At 38.4% G+C, this 15,517-nt stretch carries 17 protein-coding genes; all 17 read left to right on the top strand.

What is annotated here, in order from left to right; genetic code table 11:
* Positions 1-529: 529 nt before the first annotated feature.
* The 17 genes from HCX49_RS21845 to HCX49_RS21765 all read left to right on the top strand — a co-directional run bounded on the left by HCX49_RS21845 (position 530) and on the right by HCX49_RS21765 (position 15,509).
* Positions 530-1,066 carry a hypothetical protein gene (locus HCX49_RS21845; RefSeq protein ID WP_168128142.1) on the top strand — a complete coding sequence of 179 codons (537 nt, stop codon included), beginning with the start codon at positions 530-532 and terminating at the stop codon, positions 1,064-1,066.
* Positions 1,066-1,443: a hypothetical protein gene (locus HCX49_RS21840; RefSeq protein WP_168128141.1), complete on the top strand. Its 378-nt coding sequence runs from the start codon at positions 1,066-1,068 to the stop codon at positions 1,441-1,443. The genes HCX49_RS21845 and HCX49_RS21840 overlap by 1 nt, the downstream gene beginning before the upstream one ends.
* A gap of 98 nt (positions 1,444-1,541) precedes the next feature.
* A complete protein-coding gene (locus HCX49_RS21835) occupies positions 1,542-2,438 on the top strand; it encodes a S49 family peptidase (RefSeq protein ID WP_168128140.1) in 897 nt (298 codons plus the stop codon).
* A gap of 27 nt (positions 2,439-2,465) precedes the next feature.
* Positions 2,466-3,995, top strand: a complete 1,530-nt coding sequence (locus HCX49_RS21830; protein ID WP_168128139.1) for a hypothetical protein — start codon at positions 2,466-2,468, stop codon at positions 3,993-3,995.
* A 71-nt stretch (positions 3,996-4,066) separates the two neighbouring features.
* Positions 4,067-4,621 carry a hypothetical protein gene (locus HCX49_RS21825; RefSeq protein ID WP_168128138.1) on the top strand — a complete coding sequence of 185 codons (555 nt, stop codon included), beginning with the start codon at positions 4,067-4,069 and terminating at the stop codon, positions 4,619-4,621.
* Positions 4,622-4,682: 61 nt separating this feature from the next.
* Positions 4,683-5,786, top strand: coding sequence for a hypothetical protein (locus HCX49_RS21820; protein WP_168128137.1), 1,104 nt, complete (start codon positions 4,683-4,685; stop codon positions 5,784-5,786).
* The gene (locus HCX49_RS21815) at positions 5,773-6,276 is read left to right on the top strand and encodes an N-acetylmuramoyl-L-alanine amidase (protein ID WP_168128136.1); all 504 of its coding nucleotides are present in this window, start codon (positions 5,773-5,775) and stop codon (positions 6,274-6,276) included. The genes HCX49_RS21820 and HCX49_RS21815 overlap by 14 nt, the downstream gene beginning before the upstream one ends.
* A 1-nt stretch (position 6,277) precedes the next feature.
* Positions 6,278-6,997 carry a hypothetical protein gene (locus HCX49_RS21810; RefSeq protein ID WP_168128135.1) on the top strand — a complete coding sequence of 240 codons (720 nt, stop codon included), beginning with the start codon at positions 6,278-6,280 and terminating at the stop codon, positions 6,995-6,997.
* Between the two features lie 30 nt (positions 6,998-7,027).
* Positions 7,028-7,666 (top strand): hypothetical protein, encoded by a 639-nt coding sequence (locus tag HCX49_RS21805; protein WP_168128134.1) that lies wholly within the window; start codon positions 7,028-7,030, stop codon positions 7,664-7,666.
* Positions 7,667-7,717: 51 nt separating this feature from the next.
* Positions 7,718-8,665 (top strand): hypothetical protein, encoded by a 948-nt coding sequence (locus HCX49_RS21800; protein WP_168128133.1) that lies wholly within the window; start codon positions 7,718-7,720, stop codon positions 8,663-8,665.
* 2 nt (positions 8,666-8,667) lie between these two features.
* On the top strand, positions 8,668-10,428 hold the full coding sequence (locus HCX49_RS21795) for a hypothetical protein (protein ID WP_168128132.1): 1,761 nt from the start codon (positions 8,668-8,670) through the stop codon (positions 10,426-10,428).
* Positions 10,429-10,511: 83 nt separating this feature from the next.
* Positions 10,512-11,486: a hypothetical protein gene (locus HCX49_RS21790; RefSeq protein ID WP_168128131.1), complete on the top strand. Its 975-nt coding sequence runs from the start codon at positions 10,512-10,514 to the stop codon at positions 11,484-11,486.
* Between the two features lie 73 nt (positions 11,487-11,559).
* Positions 11,560-11,850 (top strand): hypothetical protein, encoded by a 291-nt coding sequence (locus HCX49_RS21785; protein ID WP_168128130.1) that lies wholly within the window; start codon positions 11,560-11,562, stop codon positions 11,848-11,850.
* Complete coding sequence (locus HCX49_RS21780; RefSeq protein ID WP_168128129.1) at positions 11,840-13,261, top strand: hypothetical protein; 1,422 nt, start codon at positions 11,840-11,842, stop codon at positions 13,259-13,261. The genes HCX49_RS21785 and HCX49_RS21780 overlap by 11 nt, the downstream gene beginning before the upstream one ends.
* A gap of 3 nt (positions 13,262-13,264) precedes the next feature.
* Positions 13,265-14,212, top strand: coding sequence for a DUF6712 family protein (locus HCX49_RS21775; protein ID WP_168128128.1), 948 nt, complete (start codon positions 13,265-13,267; stop codon positions 14,210-14,212).
* Positions 14,212-15,084: a hypothetical protein gene (locus tag HCX49_RS21770; RefSeq protein WP_168128127.1), complete on the top strand. Its 873-nt coding sequence runs from the start codon at positions 14,212-14,214 to the stop codon at positions 15,082-15,084. Before HCX49_RS21775 ends, HCX49_RS21770 begins: the two co-directional genes overlap by 1 nt.
* Positions 15,081-15,509 carry a hypothetical protein gene (locus HCX49_RS21765; protein ID WP_168128126.1) on the top strand — a complete coding sequence of 143 codons (429 nt, stop codon included), beginning with the start codon at positions 15,081-15,083 and terminating at the stop codon, positions 15,507-15,509. The genes HCX49_RS21770 and HCX49_RS21765 overlap by 4 nt, the downstream gene beginning before the upstream one ends.
* Positions 15,510-15,517 lie beyond the last annotated feature (8 nt).

The raw sequence follows: 15,517 nt of genomic DNA, 5'->3' as shown, positions 1-15,517 counted from the left end.
GCCTTTCCCTTTTATCCCTTACTCTCCTTTAACCTTTAAATCTTTGTAACTTTGTAACAAAGGATAATTCTATAAGATATTGAGCTGAAAATAAAGAAGTTTAACTGTTACAATTAATTGTAACTTTTGAAAATTTAAAAAAAAAAAATTGTAACAGTAATAACTGTTACAAACTGTTACAAACAGAAAAAGTAAGCTGTTACAAATAACATAAAATATAACATGCTTATTATCAATTAAATAACATTTGTTACAACTGTTACAAAAAAAACACCACCTTACCAGCCCCCAGCCATTCAGCTAGTCTTAGAACAACGTGATCACAGTACCGCAATCAGCTATGTAAGACTATAATTATTTTGCCCAAAATATTCCGATTCGAGCGGAAGACGGTGTTTTCAAAAATTGAAAATTTTAGCGGAATTATCTGTTCAAATTAAACACCATAAACTATCATATTATCAGAACATTAACTTCCGATTCGAGCGGAAAAATGAGTACCTTTGAATAAACCATTTCCGAAGTATTTATGAATGTTTTTTGTCACATTAAGAAAGATGTCCTACGCGACTACCTACATTTTCTCTTTGCGTTCGAAAATGAGTCATTTTCAGTATTCAGAGATACCAAAGTTGGTAAGTTCATTTGCTCGATGGTCCGCTATTCGGATTACCCAGCTGAGCAAAAAGTAATCGATTCTAAAGTCGTGTATTTTAAATTACCGAAAACCAGTGCCATGCCTGGATTATTCAGACAGTTCTGCTACATCACCCCAGATGATCAGCAGAAAATAGAAGATTACCTGAGTGCTACGTTTGAAAATGACTGGATTCAATTCTATTATAACGGTATTGCCATGCGTATCCAACAAAAGGAAGTGATCCAAACTTTCATCCTAACGCGTAAGCTTGTATCCAAGATCGGAGACCCTGAGCAACTGAAGAAACGACAGTATAGATCAGAAACGAAACAGATCAATAAACTTTATGAGCGATTCTCAAGACGTATTCGTCTGCAAAATGCTGCCATTCAAAAAACAATACAAGAATATCAATCTGTGCTATAATGAAAATAATCGAATCTATCCAATATGCACCTGCTGATCAGATTGTCAGTTGGTTTCAAAAAAAAGATACTGTTCAGGTACAACCTTATCTACCGTGGATCTTATTTCCTATATATGTCGCATCTGGGGATATGACTACATCTGACAAAAACGATAAGGCCGGAAAGCTTTACACCGTCAATATTTCTGCTCGACTCACGGAAGAAGTTAATTTTAAAGAACTGGTCATTATTAAGGTGAACCTTTGCGATGGCAGCTCGCTGATCATAGGGGCCCCCGATATCCCTGTCGACCTAAATCAAAGCAGCACATTGTACCTTTCGACACTTTCAATTTCCTATACCGGAATAAATCCACCATTAAAATATACAGTATAAAAGGAGTTTAAAAACCCCTTTTATACTTTCATAGCACCCCGGGAAACGTCCTTTCTCAGCCTACCCACCTTCAACACCTTTGCATCAAACAATATTGTATGCAAAGGATAATCACCGCCAATTGGCAATATCATTTACTTTCCACTATCTGCAAGGGCCATTTTATGGTCGCACCCGACATGATCAATGGTCTGATGATGCAAGCAAAAGGCATCGTCGGTTCATCGGCACTCTTTGCAGATAACATTCAAAAATTAGAATCAATAGATATCCGAGCATTTTCTGCTGGATCTGATGAAGAAGTACAAGTCGACGTCGAGACAGAAGAAAAACGTGTCGTTGTGCTCCCAGTTAAGGGCATGATGATGAAATATGGCACCATGTGCTCATATGGGATGGATGAGATTGCTCACTATGGCAAATACTTCGCATCAAAAGAAAATGTCGCAGGCATTGTTTTAGACATCGACACAGGCGGTGGTGCTTGCAACGCTGTACCTCCATTATTGGAAATGATCAATTTTGTTCGTGGACAAAACAAACCTATAGTAGCTCATATCGACTCTGCTTATTCAGCTGGGTACTGGACCGCTGCTGCTACCGATAAAATTTTCCTAAATAACGATATCACGTCAGGTACCGGATCTATAGGTGTCATGATCTCTTACTTAGATCCAGTTCCATACTACGAAAAAGAAGGGGCCAAATACCATGAAGTATATGCCGACGAATCACCGGACAAAAACAAACCTTTCCAAGAATTCCTCAAAGGTGAATACGACCTGATTAGGAAAGAAATGCTCAATCCATTAGCCCATAAATTCCACGCTGGAGTAAAAGCAGGACGACCAAGTTTACAAGCAGATGCTGAAGGTGTACTGACTGGATCAACATTCGATGCTGAGCAATCCATTAAGCTTGGACTTGCTGATCGGATCGGACCTCTCTCAACCGCAATTCAATATGTCCAAGCGCAGGCTTGGGGCAAATCATAGAATATTCAACCTAAACCCAATTTCATAATGAAATTTTCACAAATCAAAACAATCTTTTTTTCAGCTTTAGGTATCACAACTTTAGCTGATAATAAGTTGACCGCTGATCAGGAAGAAACCCTGAAGACGGTTTTCGGTGAAGATCCTTTGGCGAAATTCAAAGCTGGATTATCGGCGGAGAATCCTGAAGATCATGCAACCGGTATCCATGCAGCTATGAAAGCTTTTTTCACTCCACAAGCAGAAGAGGCTACTGCAGATATAGCAGCTCAACTTCAAGCAGTGCAAGCTGAAAACAATCGATTAAAAGCAGAGAGTGCTGCCAATCGCCAAACAATTGCAACCCTATTAGACACACCTGAAAATCTGCCAAATTCAGAGAATTTGGAGGGATTAGGTCAACAAGCATCTAAGCCAATGAAAGTTAATACAGTAGCAACGCATTATGCTAGAGCAATGACCTATAGCCTTACTGGAGTTGCTCCTTCAGGTAAAGGATCTATTGATGTTGCAGACTTGCGTCAAGAATTTGGGACATACCTTTCTCAAGGTGTGAACAACTTAGACATCATCAAGCAGATTTTCAATGGTTTTACATCGAGTAAACATTTTAGAACTGTACCAGCAACCACAGAATACCGTGCTGTTCAATCGATGATTAATTCTGTCGTACAACAATTCAAACCAAAGTGGACACCGAAAGGAAAAACTAAGTTTACACCGCTTAAAATTCCAAACTTTAGACACAAGATCAACGTAGAAATCATCCCTTCAGATGTTGTTGATAGTTACATGTTTCATTTATATGATGAATCATTGTCACCAAGTCAGATGCCGATCACAAAATACATCATCAATGTGATGATCCTCCCTCAAATTTTGGATGACATCGAGTTACGTATGATTTTCAAAGGGAAATATGTTGAATCTACAGATGACGAAGCGACACCTGCTGAAGAATCGATGGATGGTATTGAGACCTTTTTGATCAAAGAAAAAGCGAAGGCAAATACTAAAGTTAATTTCTTTCCACAGACAATCAACTGGGTAACTGCTACCGATGCCCAAGTTGTCAAGTTCGTCGAAAATTTTGCTGATTTCGTTGATGATAAATTGAAAATCAAAACAATTTCGGCGTCTAAGTTTGTAAAGAAACGTTACCAACGTGCTTATGAATCGGTTTATGGTGGAGGACAAAAGCAGGTAGGCGGAATGAATCCAAATGCTGAAGTGGATTATGTTGAAATGGAAATTATTCACCTAGATGGAATGGGTAATTCCCCTATCATTTTTGCGACAGTTCCGGGCAACATGGTTAAACTTCGTCATATTAATGAAGCGCCAAACATTATTAACAAAATTGTTGAAGGTCATTATCAACTTGATGTAGTAGGAGAATTTTGGTTAGGTGCCGGATTTGCAATAGCTGAAGCATTATTTGCTTATGTTCCAGATGGCTATGATCCTCAAGATGGATTAAAACCGGATGACGAATTCCCTGACGGAACAACTCCTGCTGTAGATGCCGGTTCTGGATCTGGAGCAGGTGGTATGTAATCAACCTAAAACCAACCTAGGGGCTTCGGCCCCTTATTCACAAAATTTAAAACTCTTTTATACATAAAAATATGGCAAAGAAAGTATCACTCCGCAAATCTTCAGGAGCACCAAAGCCAAAATCTGGAGTAATTCAGCTCGTACATTATGATGATATTGAAACATTTCCGGCTCGTACGGATAAAGATATTGTCGTAACTGGGGATATCAAATTAAAAGTTGGGGCGAAAGCCATAGCAATAGAAGTGACAGCTTCAACCATTGACATCTCTAATCCGCCTGAGGGTGATCCGGACGGTGAAGGTGTAAAACAAACTATAGTATTTGAACACCCGGGTGTAAATGTGGATACCGAATTATTTTTTCAAAATTATTTAGGAGAACCATTCCTGGTCTTAGCAGATGAATGTTCAGGAGATGGATCTCGCGTTGTGGGATGGAGCTGTAATCCCGTTTACTTATCTCCAGCAGGACAGGATAATAGTACTGGAGCAAAAACTGTTGTCACATTTGCGCAAAGACTTCACTCGCGCAAACGCGTAGGCTTCTACAAAGGAGCTGCTATTCCAAACGAAGAATGGAACGATGCTTCGGGTTCTGCAGGATCTGCAGGCGGAGGCGTATAATCAACCGAATAATTAAATAAGTGCCGAACCTCAAAGATTCGGCACTTTCAATAAATAAATTATGAATTTATCAGAAAAAGAATCAGCTGTATTACAAGAAGTACAAAGTGCTAATGTCGAGGCATCAAGTATTGCTAATAGAACAGAATTATCGATTGCATCAGTTCATGCTGTTATCAACTCATTAGTCAAAAAAGAGTTATTGGTAAAACTAGAAGATAAAACCTTGAGATTAGGCGCAAAATTCGGAGAATATATTGAGTCGTTAACGCAATCTAAGGTAGACCAAGGCGATGCTGATCCTGCTAGATCTGGCAAACCTCCAGTAATTATTGCAACTACTGAAAATGGATCATCAGATAATGCCGAGAATAAATCGGAAAATAAAGGTATTGCAATCTTAATTCCTTATTTAAGATCTGAAGCTGCAGGTGATGAATTGCGATACGCTTTGCGCTCCTGGGCAGATCATTTCGCAAACAAGCATCATGTTATCGTAGTCGGTGATCGTGAAGATTGGTTTTCACCGGAAATCAACCATATCCCGATGGATCCTGTTTTAATTTTAGAGGACTGCAATTGCGCAGCACCTGCTGAGATTCGCAACCCTCAGGCAGATGTTACGCACAAGATCCTGGCATTAATCGCTGCCGGTGAAATCGAGGGTGAATTTATCTTGAGTAATGATGATATCTTCTTAGCCGGACATACAACCTTAGCGGATATCCAATCGCTAAAAGCATTCGGTGATCTTGAGGATCACGGAAAAGGTGCATCGCTTTATTGTAAAAATGCGCTTTTGACAAAACGAGCGTTGGAAGCTGAAAAGAAAACGACAAAATCATACGGTACACATACACCCATGTTACTGAATGCGGAAGTCTTAGCTGAAGTAATCGAAAAGTATGGCGCAACTGAAAAAGGTTTGCTATTGACATCATTGTATTTTAATGATCAATTCCCCAATGCCCGTCCGATCCAAATCACCGGTGCGAGTAATGATCCGATCCTGGCTTCATTATATCGCGACAACGCTGAGTTAGCCTTGGTCCAAAAAGTTTTCGCCGAACGTAAGTTCGTCAATTGCAATGCTAAAGGCTGGGTATCTGTTGAACCTGTGGTTAAATCGCTATTTGCTAATCCCTCCAGATATGAGAAAGATTAAGTTCATTGTCATTCATTGTACTGCTGGACCATTGAAGCAAACAACGAAAGCGATTCAAGCATATTGGCGCGGGCTTGGTTGGAAGACAGATGGATATCATAGATTGATCGGGGAAGATAAAACAGAACAATTAGTATCATTTGAAAATCCTTCCAATGGCGTAAAAGGTTTTAATAGTAAGATTATAAACATCTGTTATAAAGGTGGTGACAGTAAAGGCACTGATACCCGTACAGACTTTCAGAAAGATGAATTATTAGACAGTATCAATAAGGCTTTGAAATGGTGCGCTAAACATCATACGCCTGAAGAACTTGCCGCTATTCGAATATTGGGACATCGTGATTTTTCTAGAGATCTCAACCATGACGGTAAGATCTCAAAAAATGAATGGGAAAAAACGTGCCCATGCTTCGATGCAGAAATTGAATATGAATGGATTGTCGGTACTGAAGCTTTAAAACATATCGGTGAATCAATAAAAAAATAAAATGCTTTCATCTCTTATTCATAATTGGTTATTAGGCGGAGCCGACCCCACGGTCGGCTTACGTCTTTTTATGGATTACACGGATCCTAAACCTGCTGTCGCAAAGATGGTATCGAAACACCCGGAACGACATCTGCAGATCATAAAAGTAACCTTGTTTGCTAAAGCACAAATGCCTTATGATTTCCAGATACCTCATTCGGTACAATTAAAAAATGAACCGACCAATCTGCAGTCGCACCAGGTTAATAAAGCACAACAGTATCAGCTCCGTACCCAGTGGCCATTCCTCGCTGATCATGACTGTCCGCCGGAACTCAAGTTGTTGATATCCGACAAGATCACCGCTTATCGCAATTGCATTCAGGCCTATGACTCATTGAGCGAATACAATGATCATAAAGAATTGCTAAGTAAGTTAAGTTCCCTGGTTAACAACTTTATCGACAACCATAAGATCTACAAAGAGCTGAAGTATTATAAAGACAATAGAAAAGTATTGGGTGATCATAAGATATTCGGACAATTCCAGCGCATCAGAGAATTACGTAATCTTAAAAGCATAGATCTCTTTAAAAAGAAAAAGAATATCGAGCACGCGATCTGGAGGAATACCTCCCTGATCAAAAAAGATAAGCGATCGGATCTGTTCCCACAACGAGAAGAGAAAATAAAAGAATTACAGATGCAATTAGCAGAGGTTAATAGGTTATTGGAGTAGAATTTTGTATCATTGAAAAAACTAATTCATATGGCATTTAATGATATTTTAGACAGGCAATGTAAGATTTTTTTTAATGATAAATTTGAAGAAAGTCGTTTGATTCATTCTTTGATAGGACCTGCTACGAGAAAGGAGCCGGTTGATAAAGCACTAAATACTTTTTTACAAGACTTCAAAGATGAGTCTCATTTAGAGTATATTGCACTTAAAACTATTGAATATCTTGATAATTTAAAGTTAAAAATTAATAACTCTGAAGAGTATGTAGATATTGATAAATATTTCATTGATGAAGGAATAGTGGAACTAACAGATCGATTAAAGCTTCGGTTACATAATATTGGCGCCAACCTAAAAAAAGAAGTATATACTAAAGAAGAGTTTGAAGACCTATTATCTAAAATTGATAAAATAGCAGAATCTCTTTTTTCCTTCCAACAAAAATCTGATATCGCGAATGAAATCATTTATGATTCCGTTGATCAAATAAGAGAACAATTGAAAGCTCAAGCCGAAAAAGGAAAGATATTTGGTAAAGAATTCGTTGAGCAGCAACTGGCTGGTAAAGTTATGGATATGGCCTTCAAAGGCTCATTTTTTGCGATGCTTAGTTATGCGCCGGAACAAATATCCGACATTGCAGACCATGTTAAAGGTCTACTATAAGAATAACTAACCGTCCTTTCCATGCCGCTAACTTAGCGGCATTTTTGTTTTATGGCCAACAACAAACCCATAAAGCACCCTACTCTACCTTTCGATGACGAAGATTGGGATAAACTAGAAACCTTATCGGCTCTTGGTTACTCCAATGAAAAGATTGCGACCTATTTTGGTATCGATAAAATCATCTTCAAACAAATTGCTGCAGATAAAAATTCGATGCTCGCAGAACGCCTCGAGGCTGGAAAGCTCAAGCAGGATGTCGACGAACGATTAGCACTCTATAACGTTGCCGCTAATGGCGATGTTCCGGCACAAAAGCAGATTCACGAGATCAAACGATCCCGAGCTTTCAAAATATCGAAGATGGATATTTTCGGGACCTTCGAACACCAGCGCATTTTAGAACGCCTGAACGATTATATACAGGATGGAAAATCGATCAAAGATATTTCCGTCGAAGAACAGCTGTACATCGATTCTTTGATTTTCATCCGAGATATGGATTCGATTTACGGTCGTCGTGCAACTGTCGATTTCTTTGTAAAGCATTTCAAACTAAAACACCAGCGCGCATCCGAAATGTACGATGAAGCGGTTAATCTTTTTTATGCTGATCGAAATATAAACAAAAAAGCTTTGCGCCATAAATTTGCCGATCGTTTGGAAATGGCCGCCAATGTAGTCATGTCAAATGCGGAGACATCTAAAGATTGGGAGGTTTTTGGAAACTTGACCAAACAAGCTTCTGTATTGCTGGAACTAGACAAACCTGACGTAAATAAGTTGCCTAAAGAACTTTACATGCCGTCTGTAAGGGTGTTTAGCTTAAATACAGAATTAGTCGGCTTACCAAATATTAATCGTAATGAACTAGCTGCAGAGATTGATTCCCTAGATCAACCTGAATCTGTGAAATCAAGTCTACGTCAAGACGCAATGATCGAACCGATCAACTTATCATCAAAGTTTGATGTCATCGAAGAAGAATATAAAAAATAAACATGGCTTGGAGACCGAAAATTAAAAAGACAGTCGATACTGCAGTAGCATTTATGAACTGGTTGGCGCAGATGGCTCTGATGGTTCTGCCAAAATATTTATACCTGGTACTTGGTCGTGGATCTGCAAAAACAACGGATATCCTCGTTGAACGATTAATAGCAATTGCGGAGGATATGCCTGGGGCTCCTGTGGTTTGGGTGTCGGATACCTATTCCAATTTACAGAAAAACGTATTACCCTCCGTTCTGGAAGGCTTAGAAAGAAAAGGGTATAAAGAAGGAATACATTATGTAATAGGAAAAGCTCCACCTGTGTTTTCTGAAGCTGAAAAAGAGGATCTACCTGCAGCACTTAAGGAACATTTTTGGAAGCCATATAACAAGATCGTTTCGTACAAGCATACAATGATCTGGTATACCGGGTTGAATGTCACCTTTGGTTCATTGGATCGTCCTGCTTCATTAGCCGGTAGATCATATGTACATGCTTTTGGTGATGAGGTTAAATACTTTCCGGAACATAAGATTGCCAACTTACTGAAGTCTGTTCGTGGCTACATGGTGAAGTATGGTAAATCTGTTTTTTATCGAGGTCATACCTTCACAACGGATATGCCCAACCCTGCGAATATTGGTGAACATGACTGGATTCTGAAACAAGTTAATAAAATGCGAAAATCAGGTATCCTGCGCATTTTAAAGACTGCTTTTGTATTGAATGAGGCAATTCAAGAAAGAGTCTATTATCAGCAAAGAAATGATCTGGAAGAAACAGCTAAAAAGTTGCGCACTGAAGAGCGTTGGAAAGAACGTTGGCGAGTTGCACGATCACTGAAAGACGGACATACTTTATTTTTCATTGCATCTTCCCTGGTCAATATTGATATATTGTCGAATGAGTGGTTTACAGATGCCGTTGAGTCTGATCTGGGTGACGTTGACACCGCGATATTGTCACTTAAACCGAGTCTAGATTCGGGAGATCGCTTTTATCCGAATATCACGGAAGTCAATTTTTATAAAGATGGACTTGATCCACGTTGGCACGATCGCTTTGGTATAAAGGATACTGCGGACTGCCGGGAATTACTATACCTGAATAAAAAGAAAATCATTGAAATAGGGTTGGATTTCGGTAACATGATGTCGATGTGTATCGGACAACCAAAGCCTAACAATGAATATCGGGTATTGAAATTTATTTACACGCTGTCACCGAAGCACATCACCCATTTGGCAAATGAGTTTAAGGGATACTTTGCCCCTCAAGAAGAAAAAACAATTCATTGTTATTACGATCGTGCTGGAAATAATCAAGCTGCAGCAGGTGTCGATCAAGCCACGCAATTTAAAAATGCAATTGAATACAATACAGATGATCAGGGTAATAAAAAACGCTCCGGCTGGAAAGTGGTATTGATGTCCAAAAACCAAGGCACAATCTATCAGAAAGAAGAGTATGTATTTATGCAAACTTTATTTGCTGGTAACGAACGTCGATTACCTAAAGTGTTGATTGATATGTATCAGTGTAAAGAACTTAAAGCTTCACTGGAACTCGCGCGAACGAAAATTAAACCGACGAAGTCAGGTGGTAAGATGATCACGAAAAATAAGACCTCGGAATCGCTACCCATTCATCGACTTCCTCTCGAATCGACAAACCCTTCAGATAGTTTTAAATATATGCTGATGCGACGTGAATGGAGGAACTTGGTTAAGTCCCGATCGACTAGAATCGAGGATACTAGCTTACTTTAAAATATCTCAAAAAGAGTATTTTTTTATAAATATTTATTTTATTAATTTAAATAAATATTTCAATTACTTTAACCGATATAATTATGAAAAGAATTATTAAAATTAGCACACATTTAATATGTGGTATTCTAGCAGTTAGCATATTTGTTTCTCAAAAACTATATGCACAGTGCGAAACTCAAAGCAAATCTTTAGATCTGTTGCAAAAAGAGTTTGAAACTGAAGTAAAAAAGTTAGAGGTAGAGGGGAACTTACTAACAGCGAATATTGAAAAAGAGAATCATGAACCAGAGTTACCTGGGCACAAAGTCCGATTTACCGTGAAATTTAATAAAAAAGATCTTTCATTTGACTTAGTTGATGTTACAATGAAAAATAAGGAAATGAAATTTGATATTCCTTCAACAACAATGAAAAGAAAAACAATATCCATTCCTGGAACAACTATAAGATGGAAAACCAAAAAAATTGGATTTTTCAAAACAAAAATCCCACAGGTTGTCGTATATAATCAAAAAAAGTATTTTGATTTACCCGAATTTAAAATGAACACTACCTCAATTATTACAAAGATTCCAGAATTTAAGAAAAAGACTTTAGGATTCTCTATGCATATTCCTGAATTTACTTTGGTAAGTCCAATACCTAATGAGGGTTCAATTCCAAATCAAGAAAAATTTGAGGAATATAAAAACCAAGCTGAAGATCTTGCTGCTACTGCTCAAAGCTTAGATTCTATTCAAAAGGAAAAAATTCTAATCGCTACGGATGACATGTTCAATTGTATAGAATCAAACTTAAAAATTGAATTAACAAAATTAAAATCTCAAAAGGAACAAACATTGGTTGAAATTGATAACGGGATAAAATCACTTGTAGACAATAAATTAGATCCGGCTAATATAAAAACAGATGATGGTAGTACCATAAATTTATATACCGAAAGAGAGAATTTTGTAAAATCTATAGATGAAGCATTGCTAAATATTGAAAATTCAATAACGGATTTAGAATTAAAGAGAACAGAAGCAAAATCACAATTAACAACACAAGATTAGATAGTACATATTCCTGTCCTTTACCTACTCTTAAGATAGAAGCATCTTTGAATCAAATCAAAGATGCTTTTTTATGTCAATTTATGAGGCTATAGCCGAAATGCGTCGACTTTCTAAACTGGGACGGACATTTTCATTTTCGTTTTACTCCTTTTCAATTTCTAGGGGTGAGACTTCAGGAATTATTGAAGTACATAATGCCCGGTTACGGAAACGAGGGCGTGTAGATGATAATCAATATGCAGAACTGCAGGAAGAATATATCAATCTCGACACCCTTGAGCCTCGCCGGTTCTGGCATTGCTGTTTAGATTCATTTAATGGACAATCACTAACCTTCACAACTGCTGAAAATGGACAATAATAAACCCGAAATAAGAGAAATTACTAAAGATACCAAGGCCATTCACCTCATGGATGGCAGTGTATATACGATATCCAGTAATTATAAAAATGACGATTCTTTATCATCTCGCTTAACATTTACCAATAGCTGGGAATCAGATCCTGCTATTGTGATGGGAAAAGAAATTGTTCCTCATGGTCACAATAACGATATGCCACAAGTGATCAGAAGGGTGATGGACAGAAGTAACATTGGCCCAGGTATTTTAAAAAGAAAAATTGGTCTGCAGTATGGGGACGGTCCTTATCTGTATACCGAAATTGTTGATCTGGAGAATAACATTATCCGAAAGCCAACACCTGATGCAGAAATCAACGCCTGGTTGGAATCCTGGTCATTTGACAGATACATCGATATCATCGTGACCGAATTTATGTATATGGAAGGGTTTTACACGCGATTTTACCGTAACCGAACAAAAAAACTTTCGGCAGATCAGCTCAATGATTTGGGATCAATGGGCATTAATACGGAAAACAAGATTCTGAAATTGGAAGCTGTCCAAAGTTCCTGGGCTCGCCTTGGTTGGCCAAAGACTCCAGAAAAGCGTTTAGAAAATGTTGATACGATCTACGTCGGAGATTTTGAAAATAATTGTTTCAGGTCGGGAATAGCTTCTTACCCAGTTTGGAAAAAACAGGATCCGTTCAAGCATGCCGTATCAATGACCTATCATAATTTATATTCTTTTGCCCGGACATTTTATTCAATTCCGAGTTATTACGGAACATTGCCATGGTTGGAAACGGCTTCGGATATTCCCGATATATTCCGATACCTAACTGAAAATGGTATTACTGCAGCGTTCCATATTCATAGCCCACAGATTTATTGGGATAATAAACGCGAGCAACTTGAAAAGAAATATGAAGATGAAACCGATGCGCAGATCCTAAAACGATTAGAGGATGTTAAAACGGAATTGTTCCAGCGTATCGCCGAAACACTTTCGGGAAAACAGAATACAGGTAAGTTCATCCAGACGGTAGACTTCTATGATCAGGACGGAAATTTATGTTCATGGAAAATTGAAGCAATCGATCAATCCATCAAAGATTTCATCGAAGCTCAGATCAAAATTTCAGAAAAAGCCGACTCAGCAGCCACTTCAGGTATGGGCTTGGCGCCTTCATTGGCCAACTTAGTAACCAATGGGGGTTTAAGCTCTGGATCGCAACAATTGTATTCCATGAAATTCCACATTCTCACTGAAGTTAATAAACCCGAAAAGATCATTTTTCAAGCCATAAATGAAGCTATTGCAATCAATTGGCCTGATAAAGCACACATTAAAATGGGCTTTTCGCGTAAAGTGATCATGAAAGAAGATGAGGTGGCCCCTAAAAATCGTGTTACTAATAACGTTTAGACTATGTTAATACAAAATACTGAAGAACTTCGCTACCTAACCGGATCTTGGTATGCGAGCAATGATTTTGATCGTGTAAAAGAAGATATCGATGATGAAACGGAAGAATTGGCGCAGATCGTAGGTGATGATATCATAGACCTCGCTAAAGAAATTCAATTAAAGTCAGATCCGACTGCCGATGAAATCGAATTGCTCAAGCTCATCAAACGTCCGATCGCGATCATGGCCACGCTTCGATTTTATCAAACGAATCTGGTTTCGCATGATCAGTCAACACGTAAAATTAAAGTCGACAAAGAAAATGAGTCCGTGCCCTGGGAATGGATGCTCGATAAGGATGATGAAGCGCATATGAATAAAGCGCAGCGGGCTATCGATCGACTGATTCGTTTCCTGGATAAATCGGATTTCCCAGAGTGGAACGATAGTCAGGAAAAGAAAGATGCAAAGGCGTTATTCCTTAACTCGACAAAGGTATTCGGGGGCTATTACCCAATCGACAACAGTGCCCGATTCTATTATATGGCTATCCCATTAATGCGCGAAATCCAAACATTGGAATTAAGAAAAGCACTTGGAGATGATTACACGACTTTATTAGAGGCTTTCCAAAATACACCGGATGACTTAACCGATCATCAAAAAATATTGTTGGAATTGGCACGCCGTGCTCAGGCTCTGGCGACTATTGCCCTTGCTGTTCGTCGCTTAAATGCGAAAGTACTTCCTGAAGGAATCGTGAAATCATTGAAATCATCGAGCCAGACGGTCAATGCTTCGCGTCCAGCACTTACAGATGAGATCAAATACTTCAGTCAAAAACTGGAAGCGGATGCCTTTGAAATGTTGGACGAAATAAAACGTGAACGGCATAAGACTAAGCCTGAAGCATTGGATTACCAACTGCTGCCAAATCATGATGTTCGAGATAAATTTATAGGTACATAATGCATACGATCGAGATTGAATCTAAAAACAAACGCATAGAAATTCCTTCCTGTTGGGGTGAATGTCAACCTGCAGATGTGTTTTTCATCTTAGAAAATGCCTTTAAAGTGGTCGATGGAACGATGTCGATTGCTTTATTCCGGATTAAGATATTCCAACATTTTACAGGTTTGAAATTTGGATTGTCTTATCAAATCAGACATCTTTTAAAACTGAACAAAAAAGTAAATACGGTCATTTATCAGCTTTCACAGCAATTGTGCGACTGGATCTTTGAGGCTCAAGATGATCATTACAACTTAACCTTTGATTCGACTGTCAATTATTTTCCAATTATTGGAAAAGCTGCAGGACCTGCAGATCTGTTGTCGGATCTGACTTTCGGAGAATTTCAAGAATCATTGAATTTGATGAATGCTTACTTCGATAATTATTCGGAACCTATAGTGGCTGATGAATGTTTAATCGAATTTATTGCAATGATCTACCGGACATTGGATAAAGGTAAACGAGTCCCATTGACCGATTATACTGCAGATGAAAAATTATTCAGAAAGATACCGCGCTGGAAGATGCGAAGTATTATGATTTGGTTTACCAACTGTATCAACGCGATCAAAAGTGAAGATCTAACGATCAACGGGCTTGATGTTAATTTTTCATGCATATTCCCTGAAGGTGATCAGAACGGCAATAAAAAACGTAAAGGCTTGGATCTCGGTTGGACAGGTGTCTTGATCGATATCGCCGAATCAGGTGTATTCGGTCCTGCTCCTCGAGTAAATGAAACGCCTTTATATGATATCCTTTTTTTCTTGATGAAAAGACAGGATGAATACCAGCGACAATTAGAAGCAAGTCAAAAGAAATGATAACAGTAAAAGAATTTAAAAATCTATGCACGGAAATAGTTCCCGTCATAGAAATTGATGGCTATGTGCTTGCTAGCACGTATGAGCAGGGCTCAAATAAGTTGAAGGACAAAGCTGGTTTAAGACTCGTTGGTGTATATCCTGCCTACAATATGGAAGGTGACTCTGATTCTGTACTCGAAAAAAACGAGATGTTGATGTTTATAGTGGTTCGTCAAAAAGAAGGTGGTACCGATGAGGAAGAAATTGAACAGTACAGCGCGACACTGGATGCAATGTTACGTTTAAAAAAGTACTTAACCTCAAATCGAACTGGCTCCTATTGCATGATATTTCCAAATATCTATGTGTCCAGTATTCAGATTGATCCTGAGTATAATATTTTCGGTGGCTATTTGGGCTATTCCATCAAATTCATTTGCTAAATTTACAT

The organism is Sphingobacterium sp. B16(2022) (assembly GCF_012030425.1).
Taxonomy (GTDB): Bacteria; Bacteroidota; Bacteroidia; order Sphingobacteriales; family Sphingobacteriaceae; genus Sphingobacterium; species Sphingobacterium anhuiense.
Note: the sequence above shows the minus strand (reverse complement) of the source record. Positions and strands in the feature narration are given on the sequence as shown.

What these genes read in the sequence shown, in the direction of transcription:
- HCX49_RS21805 (WP_168128134.1), top strand. Translation starts at nt 7,028, where the DNA reads ATGGCATTTAATGATATTTTAGACAGGCAATGTAAGATTTTTTTTAAT.
- HCX49_RS21775 (WP_168128128.1), top strand. Translation starts at nt 13,265, where the DNA reads ATGTTAATACAAAATACTGAAGAACTTCGCTACCTAACCGGATCTTGG.
- HCX49_RS21810 (WP_168128135.1), top strand. Translation starts at nt 6,278, where the DNA reads ATGCTTTCATCTCTTATTCATAATTGGTTATTAGGCGGAGCCGACCCC.
- HCX49_RS21785 (WP_168128130.1), top strand. Translation starts at nt 11,560, where the DNA reads ATGTCAATTTATGAGGCTATAGCCGAAATGCGTCGACTTTCTAAACTG.
- HCX49_RS21780 (WP_168128129.1), top strand. Translation starts at nt 11,840, where the DNA reads ATGGACAATAATAAACCCGAAATAAGAGAAATTACTAAAGATACCAAG.
- HCX49_RS21830 (WP_168128139.1), top strand. Translation starts at nt 2,466, where the DNA reads ATGAAATTTTCACAAATCAAAACAATCTTTTTTTCAGCTTTAGGTATC.
- HCX49_RS21800 (WP_168128133.1), top strand. Translation starts at nt 7,718, where the DNA reads ATGGCCAACAACAAACCCATAAAGCACCCTACTCTACCTTTCGATGAC.
- HCX49_RS21815 (WP_168128136.1), top strand. Translation starts at nt 5,773, where the DNA reads ATGAGAAAGATTAAGTTCATTGTCATTCATTGTACTGCTGGACCATTG.
- HCX49_RS21845 (WP_168128142.1), top strand. Translation starts at nt 530, where the DNA reads ATGAATGTTTTTTGTCACATTAAGAAAGATGTCCTACGCGACTACCTA.
- HCX49_RS21790 (WP_168128131.1), top strand. Translation starts at nt 10,512, where the DNA reads ATGAAAAGAATTATTAAAATTAGCACACATTTAATATGTGGTATTCTA.
- HCX49_RS21840 (WP_168128141.1), top strand. Translation starts at nt 1,066, where the DNA reads ATGAAAATAATCGAATCTATCCAATATGCACCTGCTGATCAGATTGTC.
- HCX49_RS21795 (WP_168128132.1), top strand. Translation starts at nt 8,668, where the DNA reads ATGGCTTGGAGACCGAAAATTAAAAAGACAGTCGATACTGCAGTAGCA.
- HCX49_RS21765 (WP_168128126.1), top strand. Translation starts at nt 15,081, where the DNA reads ATGATAACAGTAAAAGAATTTAAAAATCTATGCACGGAAATAGTTCCC.
- HCX49_RS21835 (WP_168128140.1), top strand. Translation starts at nt 1,542, where the DNA reads ATGCAAAGGATAATCACCGCCAATTGGCAATATCATTTACTTTCCACT.
- HCX49_RS21825 (WP_168128138.1), top strand. Translation starts at nt 4,067, where the DNA reads ATGGCAAAGAAAGTATCACTCCGCAAATCTTCAGGAGCACCAAAGCCA.
- HCX49_RS21770 (WP_168128127.1), top strand. Translation starts at nt 14,212, where the DNA reads ATGCATACGATCGAGATTGAATCTAAAAACAAACGCATAGAAATTCCT.
- HCX49_RS21820 (WP_168128137.1), top strand. Translation starts at nt 4,683, where the DNA reads ATGAATTTATCAGAAAAAGAATCAGCTGTATTACAAGAAGTACAAAGT.